At 63.4% G+C, this 15754-nt stretch carries 18 protein-coding genes; 13 read left to right on the top strand and 5 right to left on the bottom strand.

All coding sequences use genetic code 11. The features are described from left to right. Window positions 1-182: 182 nt before the first annotated feature. The 3 genes from HQ354_RS23620 to HQ354_RS23630 are packed head-to-tail and all read left to right on the top strand — an operon-like array spanning window position 183 to window position 3649. Entirely contained in the window at window positions 183-1244 is a 1062-nt protein-coding gene (locus HQ354_RS23620) for a VIT1/CCC1 transporter family protein (RefSeq protein ID WP_222634645.1), read from the top strand. A gap of 45 nt (window positions 1245-1289) precedes the next feature. Then, the gene (locus HQ354_RS23625) at window positions 1290-2432 is read left to right on the top strand and encodes a lipase family protein (protein ID WP_068423881.1); all 1143 of its coding nucleotides are present in this window, start codon (window positions 1290-1292) and stop codon (window positions 2430-2432) included. Between the two features lie 35 nt (window positions 2433-2467). After that, window positions 2468-3649 carry an RtcB family protein gene (locus HQ354_RS23630; RefSeq protein ID WP_068423882.1) on the top strand — a complete coding sequence of 394 codons (1182 nt, stop codon included), beginning with the start codon at window positions 2468-2470 and terminating at the stop codon, window positions 3647-3649. 104 nt (window positions 3650-3753) lie between these two features. Here the strand turns inward: HQ354_RS23630 and corA are convergent, their stop codons facing one another. Next, a complete protein-coding gene (corA, locus tag HQ354_RS23635) occupies window positions 3754-4770 on the bottom strand; it encodes a magnesium/cobalt transporter CorA (RefSeq protein ID WP_068423884.1) in 1017 nt (338 codons plus the stop codon). 78 nt (window positions 4771-4848) lie between these two features. Between corA and HQ354_RS23640 the strand changes: the two genes are divergently transcribed. Next, window positions 4849-5283: a VOC family protein gene (locus tag HQ354_RS23640; RefSeq protein ID WP_068424019.1), complete on the top strand. Its 435-nt coding sequence runs from the start codon at window positions 4849-4851 to the stop codon at window positions 5281-5283. A 189-nt stretch (window positions 5284-5472) separates the two neighbouring features. Here the strand turns inward: HQ354_RS23640 and HQ354_RS23645 are convergent, their stop codons facing one another. The 3 genes from HQ354_RS23645 to HQ354_RS23655 form a co-directional block, all read right to left on the bottom strand. Further along, window positions 5473-5853, bottom strand: coding sequence for a hypothetical protein (locus tag HQ354_RS23645; RefSeq protein WP_068423886.1), 381 nt, complete (start codon window positions 5851-5853; stop codon window positions 5473-5475). A gap of 6 nt (window positions 5854-5859) precedes the next feature. Beyond that, complete coding sequence (locus HQ354_RS26045) at window positions 5860-6447, bottom strand: DUF3558 domain-containing protein (RefSeq protein WP_084423654.1); 588 nt, start codon at window positions 6445-6447, stop codon at window positions 5860-5862. Window positions 6448-6511: 64 nt separating this feature from the next. Continuing rightward, window positions 6512-6778, bottom strand: coding sequence for a PASTA domain-containing protein (locus tag HQ354_RS23655; protein ID WP_222634644.1), 267 nt, complete (start codon window positions 6776-6778; stop codon window positions 6512-6514). A 119-nt stretch (window positions 6779-6897) separates the two neighbouring features. Between HQ354_RS23655 and HQ354_RS23660 the strand changes: the two genes are divergently transcribed. From HQ354_RS23660 to HQ354_RS23700, 9 genes are all read left to right on the top strand, one after another. Further along, entirely contained in the window at window positions 6898-7515 is a 618-nt protein-coding gene (locus HQ354_RS23660) for a trimeric intracellular cation channel family protein (protein ID WP_114330181.1), read from the top strand. A 44-nt stretch (window positions 7516-7559) separates the two neighbouring features. After that, window positions 7560-8246, top strand: a complete 687-nt coding sequence (locus tag HQ354_RS23665; RefSeq protein ID WP_068423894.1) for a response regulator transcription factor — start codon at window positions 7560-7562, stop codon at window positions 8244-8246. Then, window positions 8246-9697, top strand: coding sequence for a HAMP domain-containing sensor histidine kinase (locus HQ354_RS23670; RefSeq protein WP_222634643.1), 1452 nt, complete (start codon window positions 8246-8248; stop codon window positions 9695-9697). Before HQ354_RS23665 ends, HQ354_RS23670 begins: the two co-directional genes overlap by 1 nt. Before the next feature lie 107 nt (window positions 9698-9804). Beyond that, window positions 9805-11244 (top strand): S1C family serine protease, encoded by a 1440-nt coding sequence (locus HQ354_RS23675; protein ID WP_222634642.1) that lies wholly within the window; start codon window positions 9805-9807, stop codon window positions 11242-11244. A gap of 89 nt (window positions 11245-11333) precedes the next feature. Beyond that, window positions 11334-11831: a molybdenum cofactor biosynthesis protein B gene (locus HQ354_RS23680; protein ID WP_206031301.1), complete on the top strand. Its 498-nt coding sequence runs from the start codon at window positions 11334-11336 to the stop codon at window positions 11829-11831. Window positions 11832-12561: 730 nt separating this feature from the next. Next, window positions 12562-13260 carry an MspA family porin gene (locus HQ354_RS23685; RefSeq protein WP_222634641.1) on the top strand — a complete coding sequence of 233 codons (699 nt, stop codon included), beginning with the start codon at window positions 12562-12564 and terminating at the stop codon, window positions 13258-13260. Window positions 13261-13429: 169 nt separating this feature from the next. After that, window positions 13430-13861: a hypothetical protein gene (locus HQ354_RS23690; protein ID WP_222634640.1), complete on the top strand. Its 432-nt coding sequence runs from the start codon at window positions 13430-13432 to the stop codon at window positions 13859-13861. A 162-nt stretch (window positions 13862-14023) separates the two neighbouring features. After that, window positions 14024-14689, top strand: a complete 666-nt coding sequence (locus HQ354_RS23695; RefSeq protein WP_222634639.1) for an MspA family porin — start codon at window positions 14024-14026, stop codon at window positions 14687-14689. A 163-nt stretch (window positions 14690-14852) separates the two neighbouring features. After that, window positions 14853-15158 carry a hypothetical protein gene (locus tag HQ354_RS23700; RefSeq protein WP_167678945.1) on the top strand — a complete coding sequence of 102 codons (306 nt, stop codon included), beginning with the start codon at window positions 14853-14855 and terminating at the stop codon, window positions 15156-15158. Window positions 15159-15240: 82 nt separating this feature from the next. Here the strand turns inward: HQ354_RS23700 and mscL are convergent, their stop codons facing one another. Then, complete coding sequence (gene mscL / locus HQ354_RS23705; protein ID WP_068423902.1) at window positions 15241-15723, bottom strand: large conductance mechanosensitive channel protein MscL; 483 nt, start codon at window positions 15721-15723, stop codon at window positions 15241-15243. Between the last annotated feature and the right edge of the window lie 31 nt (window positions 15724-15754).

Consider the following 15754-nt stretch of genomic DNA (forward strand, 5'->3'; position numbering starts at 1 on the left):
GTCGGCGCCCGCCCCCCTTTTCGGACCGAAGGTGACATCTGGTCACTCTGAGTGACCGAGGGGCGCCCTCGCAGGAATCCGGGACCGGGCGCCGACCGGACCGAGGGCCTCCCTTGCTCACTTGGAGTGAGCAAGGGAGGCCTTCGGTCGTTCGCGGGTCCCGCCTGGGTACGTTGAGCGCTATGGCCGAACCTTCCGCGAAGGATGTCAAGAGGTGGCGACGCTACCTCGCCGACGAGCGTGCGGAGGCCGCCGTCTATCGCGACCTCGCGAGCCGACGCACCGGCGAGGAACGCGAGATCCTGCTCGCGCTGGCCGATGCCGAGGGTCGTCACGAGGAACATTGGCGACGGTTGCTCGGCGATCGCGTCGGGAAGCCGCAGCCGGGTAGTCGACGTACGCGACTTCTCGGTCTGCTGGCCAGGCGATTCGGTTCGGTGTTCGTGCTCGCGTTGGCGCAGCGCGCCGAGACACGGTCGCCGTACGCGTCGGATTCCGACGCCACCGACGCCATGACGGCCGACGAGCAGATTCACGCCGAGGTGGTGCGCGCGCTGGCGGCGCGTGGTCGCAACCGGCTGTCGGGAACGTTCCGCGCCGCGGTATTCGGCGCGAACGACGGGCTCGTCAGCAACCTCGCGCTGGTGTTGGGCATCAGCGGAAGCGGGGTGTCGAACCATATCGTGCTGGTCACCGGCCTTGCCGGTCTACTCGCCGGTGCACTGTCGATGGGCGCGGGCGAGTACGTATCCGTCCGTTCGCAGCGGGAGTTGTTGGAGGCGTCGTCACCGGATCGGTCGGCGCGTGAAGCCGTCCAGCATCTCGACGTCGACGCGAACGAGCTCGCGCTGGTGTATCGCGCACGAGGAATGACGCCCGACGAAGCCGAAGCTCGCGCGTCCGAAGTGCTCAGGAACCTCCGTCCCGACGACGAGATGCAGTCGTCGGTCGACGCTCACGAAGCCGTCGGAACCGGCCTCGGGGCCGCGTCGGCCAGCTTCTGTTTCTTTGCATCGGGTGCAGTGATTCCGGTGCTTCCGTATCTGTTCGGGCTGGAAGGCTATGTGGCGCTGGTAGGTGCATCGGTGTTGGTGGGCATTGCTCTGTTGGGGACGGGCGCGGTGGTCGGTCTGCTGAGTGGAGGCCCGCCGGTCAAGCGTGCGTTGCGTCAGCTCGCGATCGGCTACGGAGCTGCCGGGGCGACCTATCTGCTGGGCATGGTGTTCGGCGGCGGTGCCGGATAACAAATCACGCGCTTTTTCGGGTCGACGCGCGTTACTGTCATTGCCATGTCGACTCTCTCTCGTTCGCTCGTCGCTGTCTGCGCGACCGCATCTCTGGTGTTCGCCGGGGCCACTACCGCATTCGCGGACGAGGTCGATCGGACGCCGGGCACCGTCGTCGCGGTCGAGGAGTTGGCACCGGAACTGTGGCTTCCCGGCACTGCCGAGGCCAAGCGCATCACGTACTGGACCGTCGGGTCGGACAATCGGCCCGCACTGAGCACCGGTGCGTTCTTCGTCCCCGAAGGCACTGCGCCCGAGGGTGGTTGGCCTGTCATCGGATGGGCGCATGGCACCTCGGGTGTCGACGACGCGTGCGCGCCCTCGTTGGTCGGCCCTGCCGATCCCGAGCGTGACCGACAGTACCTGGGGGCCTGGCTCGGACAGGGGTACGCCATCGCGGCGACGGATTACGTCGGCCTCGGGACACCGGGCATCATGCCGTATCTCGATGGCAAGGTCTCCGCGCACAGCGTCGTCGATTCGGTGAAGGCATCGCGAGCGGTCGACGCGTCCCTGTCCGACAAGTGGGTCGTCGTCGGCCAGTCGCAGGGCGGTGGCGCAGCGATCACAACGGCCCGCTACGCGACGGAATACGGTGGCCCCGAACTGGATTACCGCGGCGCCGTCGGCACCGGTGTTCCGGCGAACATCGAATTGGCATTGCTGCCACTGGGGCCCGGTGTGCTGCCGGTATCGGCCAGCAAAGCGCTGACGACGTATCTGCTGTACATCCTGTCCGGGCTGCGCGAGGCGCATCCGGAGGTCGACATCGACTCGTACCTCACCGAGGAAGGAAGGCGAGCAGTCGACAAGGCCGAAACGTTGTGCGTCATCGAGGCCGAGGAAGAGTTCGATGGCCTGGTGTCGGGTGATCTGTTCTCGAGACCGCTCAACCAGATTCCCAACTATTACGGCCTGCTCAACGACTACATGGGTGTGCCGACGAGTGGCTACGACCGACCGGTCTTCATCGGCCAAGGTCTGACCGACGTGGATGTGCCTGCGCCGGCGGCGCTTTCGCTTGTCGCCCAGATGAGACTGAACGGCCAAGACGTCCGTCTTCACACCTATCCCACCGACCACAGCGGTGCACTACTTCAGTCACAGGCGGATTCCATCCCGTTCGTGAAGCAACTGTTCGAATAGCGCCTCCTCCTCCGAGGGGGCTGAAAGGAAACATCATGCCCCCGAAGAAGGTGGGCTCGAAGCTGCTCAACTGGGCTTCCCACATCGAGGACAACACGCTTGCGCAGGCGCGGGAGACCGCGTCCATGCCCTTCGTGCATCCGCACGTCGCCCTGATGCCCGACGCGCACAGCGGTATGGGCAGTGCCGTCGGCACGGTCATCCCGACGCTCGGCGCGGTCATACCAGCGGCCGTCGGTGTCGACATCGGCTGCGGAATGATCGGTGTACGAACGGGATTCACCAAGTCAGACCTCGGGGACCGCAACCTCGCCGACCTCCGGGCGGCGATCGAGCGGGCTATCCCTGTGTCCATGGGCAACTACAACCGTGGATTCGACGTATGGGACTTCACCGCCTCGAAGCTCGCGGAGTTGGAGGGACTTGCCGAGGCCAACGGCGTCGATCTGTCGCACTCGCCGAAGTGGCGTGAGCAGCTTGGATCGTTGGGATCGGGCAACCACTTCCTCGAATTGTGTTTGGACACAACTGATTCTGTGTGGCTCTTTCTGCACAGCGGATCCAGGGGTGTCGGGAACAAGATCGCGAAGAAGCACATCGCGATTGCGCAGCGGTTGTGCAAGCAGTGGTGGATCGATCTGCCGAACAAGGACCTCGCCTACATTCCCGAGGGAGTGCCCGAATTCGGCCGGTACATCGAGGATTTGAAGTGGGCGCAGCGGTTCGCCTACCTCAACCGGGCCGAGATGATGGACCGGTTCGCTGTCGTCTTCGCCCAGTGGATGGGTGTCGACGATCACCACGAACTCGAGCGAATAAACTGCCATCACAACTACACCGTGAAGGAGAAGCACGGAAACAAGGACGTGTGGCTGACGCGTAAGGGCGCCGTCGATGCGCACGAGGGCGTCAAGGCGATGATCCCCGGCTCGATGGGGACGAGGTCGTACGTCGTCGTCGGCAAGGGGAGTGCCGCAGGTCTGTGCTCGGCGCCGCACGGCGCCGGACGGAGGTTCTCGCGGACCGAGGCGAGGAGGCGCTACACCGTCGAGGATCTGCGGAAGCGAATGGTAGGCATCGAATTTCGCGACGGCGAAGAGTTCGTTGACGAAATCCCCGACGCCTACAAGGACATCGACATCGTCATGGCCGACGCGGTCGATCTCGTCGACATCGAGCACGAGTTGCGGCAGATCCTGAATGTGAAGGGGACATAGCGCTTGAAAGCTCGGCGTCGGGCCGTCGCAAATTTACCCTCCTGTTGTGTGGCTTTCGGTGCTCGAACCGCACAATAGGAGGGTGAATTTTGCTCGGCGGGGCGTCACAACCATTTCTGACGCTTGAACACGAGGTACAGCACGCCGGAGCAGGCGAGCATCGTCAGCAATGCGAGCGGATAGCCGATGTGCCACTTCAGTTCTGGCATGTAGTCGAAGTTCATCCCGTAGATCGCAGCGATCAGCGACGGTGCGAACAATATCGCGCCCCACGACGAGATCTTCTTTGTCTGCTCCGTCTGATCTAAGCTGACCTGCGTCATCGCGCGCATCTCGTCGTTCTGTTGTTGCGCAACGAGAGTCGCGTTCGTCTGCAACGCATTTTGCAGGTTGACGCGGAACGCTTCCACACGTTCTGCGATGCGCACACAATGGTCGAGCACATCGCGGAGATTACGCTGGAGTTCGATGTCGACGTCGTACTTGTCTTCACCACGCTTGAGCGATTCGATCATGGCCACCAAGGGTGCGGCGGCGCGTTGGAATTCGGTTACCTCGCGCGAGAGGGTGTAGATGCGTCGGGATACCGAGGGATCGCGGGAGAAGAGCTGGTCCTCGATTTCGTCGATGTCGTTCTGCAGCCCCACCACGACGGGTTCGTACTCGTCGACGACCTGGTCGAGAATGGCGTAGAGGACGGCTTGCGTTCCCTGCCGTAACAGGTCGGGTGTCTCTTCGAGTCGTTTGCGGACCGTCCCCAGCTCGGGGGACTCGGCGTGGCGGATGGTGACGACGAAGTCCGGACCGAGGAACACATGGAGTTCGCCGAATTCGACCTTTTCGGTCTCGTCGATGTAGCGAGCGGGCCGCAGCACTACGAACAGCTGGTCGCCGTAGCGTTCGAGCTTGGGCCGCTGATGTGCTGCGATTGCGTCCTCGACAGCAAGGTGGTGCAGACCGAATTCGGCTGCGATGGAAGCGATCTCATCGTCGCCGGGTCGATAAAGGCCGATCCAGGCCATGCCGTTGCGCTCGCGCATCGCCTCGTAGGTGTGGTCGAGGCTGTCGGGGTCCGCGGTGCGCACGCCGTCGACGTAGACAGCGTTGTCGACGATCGGCAACGTTCCTCACTCTGGTCTGTGGGAGTTCGTACAGTGCAAAGCCTGCCAGACCGGTGCGTCAGCCGTCAGAATGGGTGGATGGATCAGCGCATTCACTTCACGACGCTTGCGACCCCTGACCTCGACGCTGCCCGCGCCTTCTACCGCGATGGCCTCGGCTGGACCGCCCTGTTGGACGTCCCCGGCGAAATCCTGTTCTTTCAGATCGGCCCAGGGCTGGTCATGGGGTTGTTCGACGCGCAGAGGTTCACGGAGGACCTCGGGCACGATGGCGGCCCGGCCAAGGTCAGCGGGTTGACGTTGTCGCATAACGTCGACGGTCCCGCCGAGGTCGACGAGATCGTCGACCGCGCTGTCAAGGCCGGCGCGACGCTGGTGAAGCCGCCCCAGCAAGCGGCATTCGGTGGGTATCACGGGCATTTTTCCGACCCGAACGGTGTGCTGTGGGAAATCTGCCACAACCCGGGCTTCTCCATCGCCGACGACGGGACCGTTCGGCTGCAAGAGCTGTAGCCGCCCCCCCAAGCGCGCAGGTTGCAGTGACTGCGCGGGTTGCAACGTGCGCGCCGGCTGGAAGGTGCGCGGGGGGTGGGGCGGGTCGAATCCTCACCCCGATTCCCAATCCTCAGCCCATGCATCGAGTGAGAATTCGAGTTTCGCATGAGCCTGCGGTGCCCCGGTCGTTCATAGCCGGGAGCGGAGCTACCTCGGGCCCTGCGCCGAGATTCCCGACGCGTTCTCCCGATCGGTATCTGCAGTGTCGGTAAAGAACTTCCTGAATACCGCTTGCATGGCCATGACAACGTCGATGTGACTTTGCAGCACGTCGACAAGGTTGTTCGGGCCGCCTGCTGCTTTCTCGGAGAAACGTGTCGCAAGACTAATTCCGGATGGAAGGCTGCCGAGCCCCTTCACGTCTGCTAGCAGACCCGCTTCAAGTTGGTGGTCGGAGAGCTTGGAGAGGAAGTCGGTGCACGCGTAATCACACTTTCGAGCCGCCTCTGGCGACAAGTACAGTTGCCCGGACTCCGCGGCTTCTGATAGCGAATTCCAATATGCGACAGCGGGACCCACTGAATTCATTGCGGCTCATCTCGTATGGGGCGGGAAGGAGGCCAACAGGTCAGTTGCATGCGCGAGCAGTACCGTGCATGGGTCGAGCTTTGCGCGCTCGCTGCCTATGACATCGACCGAGGTTTTGATTGTTCCGTCTACCGATGCCATTGCAAGGTTGCAGTTCTCAGGCTGACCACGGATGTTCGTTTGGTAGCGAACTGCCTGTCGCTCTTGCACAGCTACGTCGATAACGTCTGAGTATGTCGAGTCCGCACGGGCATCGTCGAGAGTGTAGTCATTTGAGAATCGCACACTGAAGAAGTACCAAGGTGTGCTAATCGGGCCCCGCCAAGCGCACATGGTCCAGTCGTCAACGACCACACCATCGGACCACGTTTTCTGGCTGGCCGGATCCAACCCCGTCCCCGCGATGGCGTCTGCGGGGATGCTGCAGGGATCCCAACGCTCCTGAGGGACCCCCGTGACCTCGACCCCATCTACGCCGCTCCCACATCCGGCGGTCAAAAAGGTAACAGCAGCGATCACCGCCCACTGTTTTCGCATCGGCCCCCCTCGTCGCTGTCGAGGGTTTAGACGCAGAGGCAGGCGGCGCGGTTCCATGACGTAGTCGGCCGATAAGCCGCATCCGGCCCTGAACGACCACTATGGCCAACGACGGCAGCTCTCAGTCGCTCGGTACCAACAAGATCACCGTCGTGTCCTCGTCGGCCAAGGTTCCAGCTCGGGGCGTCGTACCGGCGACCAGACCCGTCGCATCGGGGGAGCTGGCGATCACGTTGTCGAAACCGGCCTCGCTGAGTCTTTCCGTCGCACCGAACACCGACATCCCCGTCACGTTGGGTACCCGGATCAGCTCACCAGCCTGTGCGACCCCGGCCGCGCCGAACGATATGGCTCCCGCGACCACCACACCCGCCACAACCTTTCTCATCGAAGTTCTCATGTCCCCATCGTCATCCGCACCTGGGATGGCTGGCAGCGTTCGAGGTACCAAGCCCATACCGATCGACTCTCGGAGGTCACGGCCGAGTCAAGTGCGACCATTACCCCGTGCTCGTAGATGTCCTCGGTTATGTCGGTATCGCCGCGTTCGCGGCCTCCGGTGCGTTGATCGGTGTCCGGAAACGCTTGGACCTGTTCGGCGTATGCGTCGTCGGCATCACGACGGGCATCGGCGGCGGCATCATCCGCGACCTTCTGCTGGGCATTCATCCGCCGACGTCGCTCGACCAGTGGCCGAACATCGCGGTGGCGTTGGCGTCGTCGCTGCTGGTGTTCGTCGCGCATCCCGCCATGAGCCGGGTACGTCGTGGCGTCCTGATCTTCGACGCATTCGGAATGGGCCTGTTCGCGTCGACGGGTGCAACGATCGCCCTCGACACCGGCGGCAGCTCACTGGCCGCCTGCCTCATCGGTGCGACGACGGCCGTCGCCGGTGGCGTCATCCGTGACGTCCTGGTCAACGAGGTTCCGTTGTTGCTTCGTCGTGACCTCTATGCGGTGCCCGCGTTGCTCGGCTCGACGACGGTAGCGGCCGTCGTGGGCTTCGGGTGGCCCGTGAACATCGGACTGATCGCGGGGACCGTCATCGCGACCGGCCTGCGCCTTCTTGCGCTGTGGCGACGCTGGAATCTACCGATTGCTCGACGCTTGCCCGCCGAAGACTAGGACCCTCTCAGACATATCTCAGTCCGTCGGGCCAAACTGTAACGATGCGCATCCTGGTTGTCGACGACGATCGAGCCGTCCGCGACTCGCTTCGGCGGTCCCTCACCTTCAACGGTTACACGGTCGAGCTCGCCGTCGACGGCTTGGATGCGCTCGAGAAGATCGCGGCGGCTCGCCCCGACGCGTTGGTTCTCGACGTCATGATGCCGCGCCTCGACGGCCTCGAAGTGTGCCGCCGGCTGCGCAGCACCGGCGACGACCTTCCGATCCTCGTCCTCACCGCCCGCGACTCGGTGTCCGAGCGCGTGGCAGGTCTCGACGCGGGTGCCGACGACTATCTGCCGAAGCCTTTCGCGCTCGAAGAACTTCTCGCTCGACTCCGCGCCCTTCTCCGTCGGACGGCGATGGAGGCAGGCGAAGAATCGGAAGCGATGGAATTCGCCGACCTCTCGCTGGACCCGGTGACGCGCGAAGTCACACGCGGCGGCCGCTCGATCAGCCTGACCCGCACCGAGTTCTCCCTGATGGAGATGCTCATGATGAACCCGCGTCGAGTTCTGACGCGCAGCCGCATCCTCGAAGAGGTGTGGGGCTACGACTTCCCGACGTCGGGCAATGCCCTCGAGGTGTACGTCGGGTATCTGCGTCGCAAGACCGAGGCCGACGGCGAGCCGCGCCTGATCCACACTGTCCGTGGTGTCGGATACGTTCTCCGCGAAACGCCTCCGTGATGGTCGCTCCTTTCGCTCGACGGCCTCCTGGCCCACTCACCACCGACTCGTCGATGCGTCCGCCGATGCCGTTGACCCGGTCGGTGTCGCTGCGTTGGCGCGTGACGCTCCTCGCGGCGTCGGTGGTGGCCATCGCCGTCGCGGTGATGGCGATCGCGGCCTACGCAGTGGTGTCCCGCGCCCTGTACGGCGACGTCGACAACCAATTGCGGAGTCGCGCAGACGCGTTGATCAACAGCAACGTCGTCACGTTCGACCCGCGGTATGTGGCCGGTGCGACGCTGTACAGCACCGATGTGTCCGTCGCGCTGATCTTCCCGGACCTCACCAAGTACGTCCCGCCTGGCTCGAAGGTGCCGATCGGCGAGGACGAGATCGCCGTCGCCGAGGGCAAGGTCGACAGTTCGCTGCGCACGGTCGACGGACAACGCGTCCTCAGTCAGCGCACGATGGACGGCAGCGCAATCGTCATCGCCCAGAGACTCTCTCCCACAGGGCAAGTGCTCGACCGGCTCGCATGGGTTCTGCTCATCGTGGGTGGCTGCGGTGTCGTACTCGCAGCAGGGGCGGGAATGGCCGTCGGCAGAACAGGTCTGAGGCCGATCGCGCGACTGACCGCGGCCGCCGAACGCGTCGCGCGCACCGATGACTTGACGCCGATTCCAGTAACCGGCGACGACGAATTGGCCCGGCTCACCGAGAGTTTCAACACGATGCTTCGGGCTCTGGCCGAATCCCGCGGCAGGCAAAGCCGTCTCGTCGCCGACGCTGGTCACGAACTCCGGACGCCGTTGACGTCGCTGCGCACGAACATGGAGCTGCTGATCGCGTCGGGACGTCCTGGGGCGCCGTCGATTCCGGACGAGGACATGGCAGAACTGCGATCCGACGTCGTCGCACAAATTCAGGAATTGTCGACGCTCGTCGGCGATCTCGTCGACCTGGCCCGTGAGGATGCGCCCGAGACGGTGTTCGAGCGGGTCGATCTCGCCGACGCCGTCGAACGCAGTCTCGAGCGTGCGCGACGTCGCCGCAACGAGATCGAGTTCAAAGCCGTCCTCGAACCGTGGTTCGTGTACGGCGACCAGGCGGGACTGTCACGCGCCGTACTGAACATTCTGGACAATGCGGCCAAATGGAGTCCCAGTGGCGGTGAAGTGCGCGTCATCATGCGTCAGATCGGCAATGGGCTCATGGAATTGACCGTCGACGACGCGGGCCCCGGCATTCCGGAAGAAGACCGCGAGCTGGTGTTCGAGCGCTTCTACCGTTCGACGGCGTCTCGCTCGATGCCGGGCTCCGGACTGGGACTCGCGATCGTGCGTCAGGTCGTCATCAAGCACGGTGGGACGATCGGCGTCGAGGTCTCGGACCGTGGTGGGGCTCTTATTCGGGTCGTGTTGCCTGGTGAAAGTGGTATCGACCCGTCCGGAACAGTCTCGGCAAACTGATAGCTCTGTCTCAGCGCGCTCTCAGTCCCGCACGGCAAGCTAGTCGTTAACAAGGCGGGCGACCTCGTCCTCAGGGCGAGGTTTCTACTGAAAGAAGCGACAAGCCGATGACCGACGATCGTAAAGACTCCGAGCAGAACGACTCCGAGTCGACGCAGCAGCATCCGACCCAACAGAGTTCGGCACAGCAGAATTCGACCCAGCAGTTCCCGACGCAGCAGCATGCGCCGCAGGGTGGGTACGGCCAGCAGGCCGGACAATACGGTCATTCCGCCTACGGCCACAACGCTTATCAGCAGCCGAACTACGGCTACAACCAGCAACACGCTGCGCCGCAGAATCACCAGCCGTCGCAGCAGGCCCCGGCAGCCGTCAAGAGTCGGCCGGGCCGCACCACTCTCGTGGCCGGAGCAATCGCTCTGGTTCTCGTCGGTGGCGGAATCGGCGGTGCGGTAGGCGCTTTGGCGACCAATGGTGCCAATGGCACTGGCGCGGCCACCAATTCGCTGAACTCCACTGTCACTGCAGCGCAGCCGGCCGCAAACATTCCGGACGGCTCGATCCAGGCCGTCGCGAACAAGGTGTTGCCGAGCGTCGTGCAGATCCAGGTCAAGGGCAGCCAAGCAGAGGGCGAAGGTTCCGGCGTCATTCTGTCCTCCGACGGCCTGATCCTCACCAACAACCACGTGGCGACGGGTGCGGGTGCCAACGGCAAGCTGACCGTGGCATTCTCGGACGGATCGATTGCCGACGCAACGCTCGTCGGCGCCGACGCGGTCTCCGACATGGCCGTCATCAAGGCCGAAGGCAAGACCGATCTGACGCCGATCGAGCTCGGGACGTCGTCGAATCTGCAAGTGGGACAACAGGTCGTCGCGATCGGTTCCCCGCTCGGGCTCGCCGGAACCGTCACCACGGGCATCGTCTCCTCGCTGAATCGTCCGGTGTCGACGAGCGGCGAGTCGGGCAACCAGAACTCGGTCATCGACGCGATCCAGACCGACGCGGCCATCAACCCGGGTAACTCGGGTGGTGCGCTCGTCAACACCGACGGTCAGCTGATCGGTATCAACACGGCCATCGCGACGCTCGGCGGCAGCGAGTCCTCGGGCACGCAGAGCGGTTCCATCGGCCTCGGCTTCGCGATCCCCGTCGACCAGGCCAAGCGGATCGCCGACGAACTGAGCACGACCGGCAAGGCTACGCAGGCCATGATCGGCGTCCAGGTGCCGTCGCAGGACGACGCCAACGGCGCGACGGTCGTCGAGGTCACCGAAGGCGGTCCGGCGGCGTCGGCAGGTATCCCGAAGGGCGCAGTCATCACCAAGGTCGACGACCGCGTGGTCTCGAGCGGCGACGCCCTCATTGCCGCCGTGCGGTCGCACGCACCCGGAGACTCGGTGAAGATCACTTACACCGAAGGTGGCAGCGAGAAGACCGTGGACGTGACGCTGGGAACTGCCGAGCCGCAGACCGCGTCGGTGCAGACGCCGTCCTCGGGCTCGCAGTCGCCGTTCGAGATCCCTGGCTTCCCCGGAGGCCGCTGATGCTGTCGGACATCGACCGCCTGGCGACCGTTGCAACGATTTACGCACAGCGTGAGACCGAGCAGAGGGCTACTACTACGGTGAGCAGTATGGAACTCGAGACCCCTCTGGCTGGCCGAGCGTTGGTAGTGATCGTCGACGACCGCACCGCGCACAGTAATGGACAGGATTCGACCGGCCCGCTGGTGACGGAACTCCTCACCGAAGCAGGTTTTCTGGTGGACGGAGTCGTGGCTGTCACGTCGGATGAGGTGGATGTTCGCAACGCTCTGAACACCGCGGTGATCGGCGGAGTCGACCTCGTCGTGTCGGTCGGAGGCACCGGGGTGTCTCCGCGCGACGTCACCCCGGACGTGACCGCCGAGATCCTCGACCGTGAGATTCCTGGCATCAGCGAGGCGCTGCGTTCGTCCGGGCTTGCAGCTGGAGCGATGGACGCCGGCCTGTCTCGGGGGCTCGTCGGAGTGTCGGGAAGCACCCTCGTCGTCAATCTCGCGTCCTCGCGCGCGGCGATTCGCGACGGCATGGCCACCCTGACCCCGCTGGCGAGCCAAGTGATCGCAGAACTGTCCGGGCTCGATGCTTGACCGCACCTGAACATGACAGAGAACAACAACGACGAGAGCCGGGCCCGTATCGATCGGGCCCGGCTCGCTCGCATCTTCGGGGACGTTCTGCCCGACACGACGAGCGATGAGCGCTCGCGCCGCGACGAGGGCACGACGGACGATTGGTTCGATCGAGAGCGCCCCCCGCACCACATGTGATGTGATCCACAACACATTTGGGAATGTAAATCACATCCGTGTTGGGCGAACGTTTACCTGGTGTTAGCGGGACGCGGCCCGCGGTGCCGAGCTTTCGGGTTCGAATCACGATGAGCAGAAGTGCGTCTCAAAAGACCGATTGATCCGCTTCCCGCCCGTCCCCTGCAATGTCTGCCCATTTCAGAGCCGTTTCAACTAGCGGTGAGGTTTGTAACGGAACGGCAACAACGGTCATTTTGTGACGCAGGTTACCCGCAAGTATGGTGTGAAAGCCGTTCACACACAGGAAACACATCACGATTCGGCCATGTTTGGCGCCGCTCCGTAGGGATTGTCACGATCCGGCAACTCCTCTAATGTTCCCCTCAGCTTCGGCAGCAAGGGCGTGGAACACACGCTCCGAGCCCCTGTGTCGGGACTACTTACGAACGTGATCCCAAGGATCTAGTTCTGCTCGGGAACCTTCGGCAACATGCCGACTGGCCTCGAGGGTGCAAGCCACAAGCTTCCCGTGCGAACGCGCTTGGGACTGAACATGATGAGGATTTAAATGACGGAGATCCAGAAGCCGCGGCGCAGCCGTGGACTGAAGTCCCTCGGCGCTACGGTTGTTGCCGGCGCTTCGGTTGCCGGCCTGGTGCTCGGTACCGGAACCGCGTCCGCTGCAGTCGACAGCACCAACACGGTCGTCGACGCCAACGGCAACACGATCACCGTGTCGCTGTCCGACACCTTCATCAACAGCGTTCCGCCGCTCGACGGCAACCCGCTCACCCGTGAGTGGTTCGCCAACGGCGTTGCCGGCTGGACCGTCACCGGACCTGACGCTGACGACTTCGAGGGCACGGTGACCGTCGGCTACCAGGTCGGATACCCGGCTAGCCTCGGCGGATCGATCACCTTCGGATACTCGACCCCGAACTTCAGCATCGGCGGTAAGAGCAGCAGCAACGCGGCAGGCCCCAATGGCGGAGAGTCCTCCTTCTCCACCAACGACCTCCTCCCGTCGCTCGGCTTCGAGGCCGAGATCGCTCCCGGCCCCGGCATCGTCGATGCAGTGGGCGCCTCGGGCAACGTTCAGGGCACCGAGGGCGACGCTGAAGGCCCCTCCGGCACCATCCAGATCGCCAACGTTCACGGCACAGCGACCGGCATCCTCGGCAACGTCCGCGTTCGCCCGTACGTTTCGGTCACCAGCTCCACCGGTGACGTTGCTGTCACCTACGGTCAGCCGTGGGTCTTCAACTGATCTCGATCAGTTGATCTGAGCTTCACCACCTCAGCGCTCAGGCGCTGACTACACTCGGGCCCGTCCGGAATCCTCCGGGCGGGCCCGATTTGTGTGTCCTTCCTTGTTCTCTCGAAAGCGCATGCCGACGTCAGCAAGCGTCGAGCGTGCGGGAAATGGCTGAAATTTCATGCGTCTCACACTGACTTCGGTAGTTGCCGTCTCTGCTCTGCTCGTCCTCGCGGGTTGCGGCAGCGACTCGGGCGGTGACTCGGGTTCGGGTGCAAACGCTGACGCGTGTACTCAATTCGAGGCTGCATACAATGACATCGCTGAGCTCTCCGAGGCTGGCCCCGTCGGTGGTGACGTCGAGAAGTGGACTGCGGACAAAAACGCAGCCATCGCGAAGTTCGAGCTTCTCGGTGACCAGGCGGAGGGCGACGTTCAGGCGGTTATCAAGGACGTTGCATCCGGCATGCCCGTTGACTCGCTGGAGCTGACCGAGGCTGATAGTGCTTCGGGTCAGGCGTTCGTCGACAACTCGGCTGCTGTCGCCTCGGCGTGTGAAAGCGATGGCAACCCAATAACACTCGCTGAGTTCCCGCTGCAGAAGTTCAACTGATCGAGTGCTTCGGATCACAATCCTGACACCCCAACACCTCCTGAGGTTAGGTTATGTTTGCCTTGCCTTTAACCGAAGGTAAATAGTCAGCATCTCGTTGCTCGGCGTGAGATGACTTGTCTCCGAACGCTTTGGCGTCGGAAGTGAAGGGGTACTCGAACGATGAGTTCTTGGGTTGGTCGTCGCCTGCTGGTCGGCGCGGTAGTAGCGTCTGGTGTAGTCATCCTGGCTGGGGGCACAGCGCACGCGGACGAGGACCGTGTCGACTCGTTCGTCGACGGAAGCGGGACCGCGGTCACGGTCACGCAATCCGACACTTACATCAACGGCGTCGTTCCCCTCGACGGAAACCCGTTGACGCGCGAATGGTTTCACAACGGCCGCATCGCCGTTGCTGCGGACGGTGCAAACGCGGCGGACTTCGTCGGCACAGTGAGTGTGGGCTACCAATTCGCTTACCCAATGAGTATCGGCGGTTCGGTCAGGGTGTCGTTCAACAGTCCAACTGCGTCTGTCTCCAGTTATCGCAGTACCGAAATCGATGAAAAGACCGGTGGTTCCAAGACGACGACAACGACGGATTCGGAGTTCAAAGCTGAAACCCCCAGGGCTGTCTCCGAGCTGAATCTCTCCCCAGGACCGGGTACCCAGGAAGTCGAAGTTGGCAGCGCAGATGTTGCGGGTGAATTGTCGGAACATCAGTTCGCAGGAATTCATGGCACTGCGACCGGTGTGTTCGGCAATGTCACCATTCGCCCGTACGTGAAGGTGACGTCGGCGAGCGGCAGCAGCGTGGTGTCGTACGGCGCGCCGTGGCGGCTCAACTAACAGACGCCTCGGCGCTGTGCTCGACCAGACCCGTTTCCGTTTCAAGTGCGGAAACGGGTCTTTCGCCCTTTGTGCACGGACTCGATCTGCGCGAGAGTGAATCGAGATTGCACGAATTCGTGTTCCGGGCCGCGCACGCAGTCCGTCGGACAAGGGGGCTGCGATGTGGAACAAGGGTGTCTTTGCGATGGGGGCGGCAGCGTTGCTGGCGCTGGGGGTGAGTGGGGTGGCTCAGGCTGTGCCCACCGGCCCACCTCCGTACGTGGTGGGGATGGAGTTGGATGACGCCATCGGAACGCTGGCGGTGGCCGACTATCAAGGTGTGGTCAGCACGCGTATCGGTGGGGGTGATGAATGCACGGTATTGAGTCAGTCGCCTACGACGCGGCCGCCGGACTTCGAGAACGAGTTCGAAGGCGAGTTCACCATCCTTCTAGGCGTCCGATGTGGCATCGAAGAGGACGACTGAACCCCGCAGCAAAGAATTTCGAACGAAAAGCCCGCTTTCCCGGGGAATACGGGAAAGCGGGCTTTTTGGATTCCGTCGAAAGTTATGGCTTCGCGTGCTGACCGCTGGGTGCCGAACCGTCGGTGTCGCCGATTGCCTCGCCGCTGCCGCCGGTGTCGTCGGCGGGCGTCGACAGTTTCCGTCCGACGTCGGTTCCGCCGGCCAGGATGTCCCGGATCTGGACGAGGACGTCGACGTCACTCAGTTCCTTCTCGGGCTGGCTGACGAAGCGCTTCTTCGCGGTGTTGACCGGAAGGATGAGGACGAAGTAGACGACGGCGGCGATGATGATGAAGTTGATCGCCGCGGTCACGACAGCGCCGACATTGATGAAAGTCTCTGGGCTGGAGGTGATCTGGAAGCCCCAGCCGTACTCGTTCGACCCGCCGATCGCCGCCACGAGCGGGTTGACGATGTTGTTGGTGAACGCGGTGACGATGGCCGTGAACGCTGCACCGACGACCACTGCGACGGCGAGGTCGACGACGTTTCCGCGAAGCAGAAAATCTTTGAACCCCTTGAGCATGAACCCTCCCGGATGTCGATGGTGCGGACGA

The sequence above is a fragment of the Rhodococcus sp. BP-261 genome (assembly GCF_019835205.1).
GTDB classification, from domain to species: domain Bacteria; phylum Actinomycetota; class Actinomycetes; order Mycobacteriales; family Mycobacteriaceae; genus Rhodococcoides; species Rhodococcoides kyotonensis_B.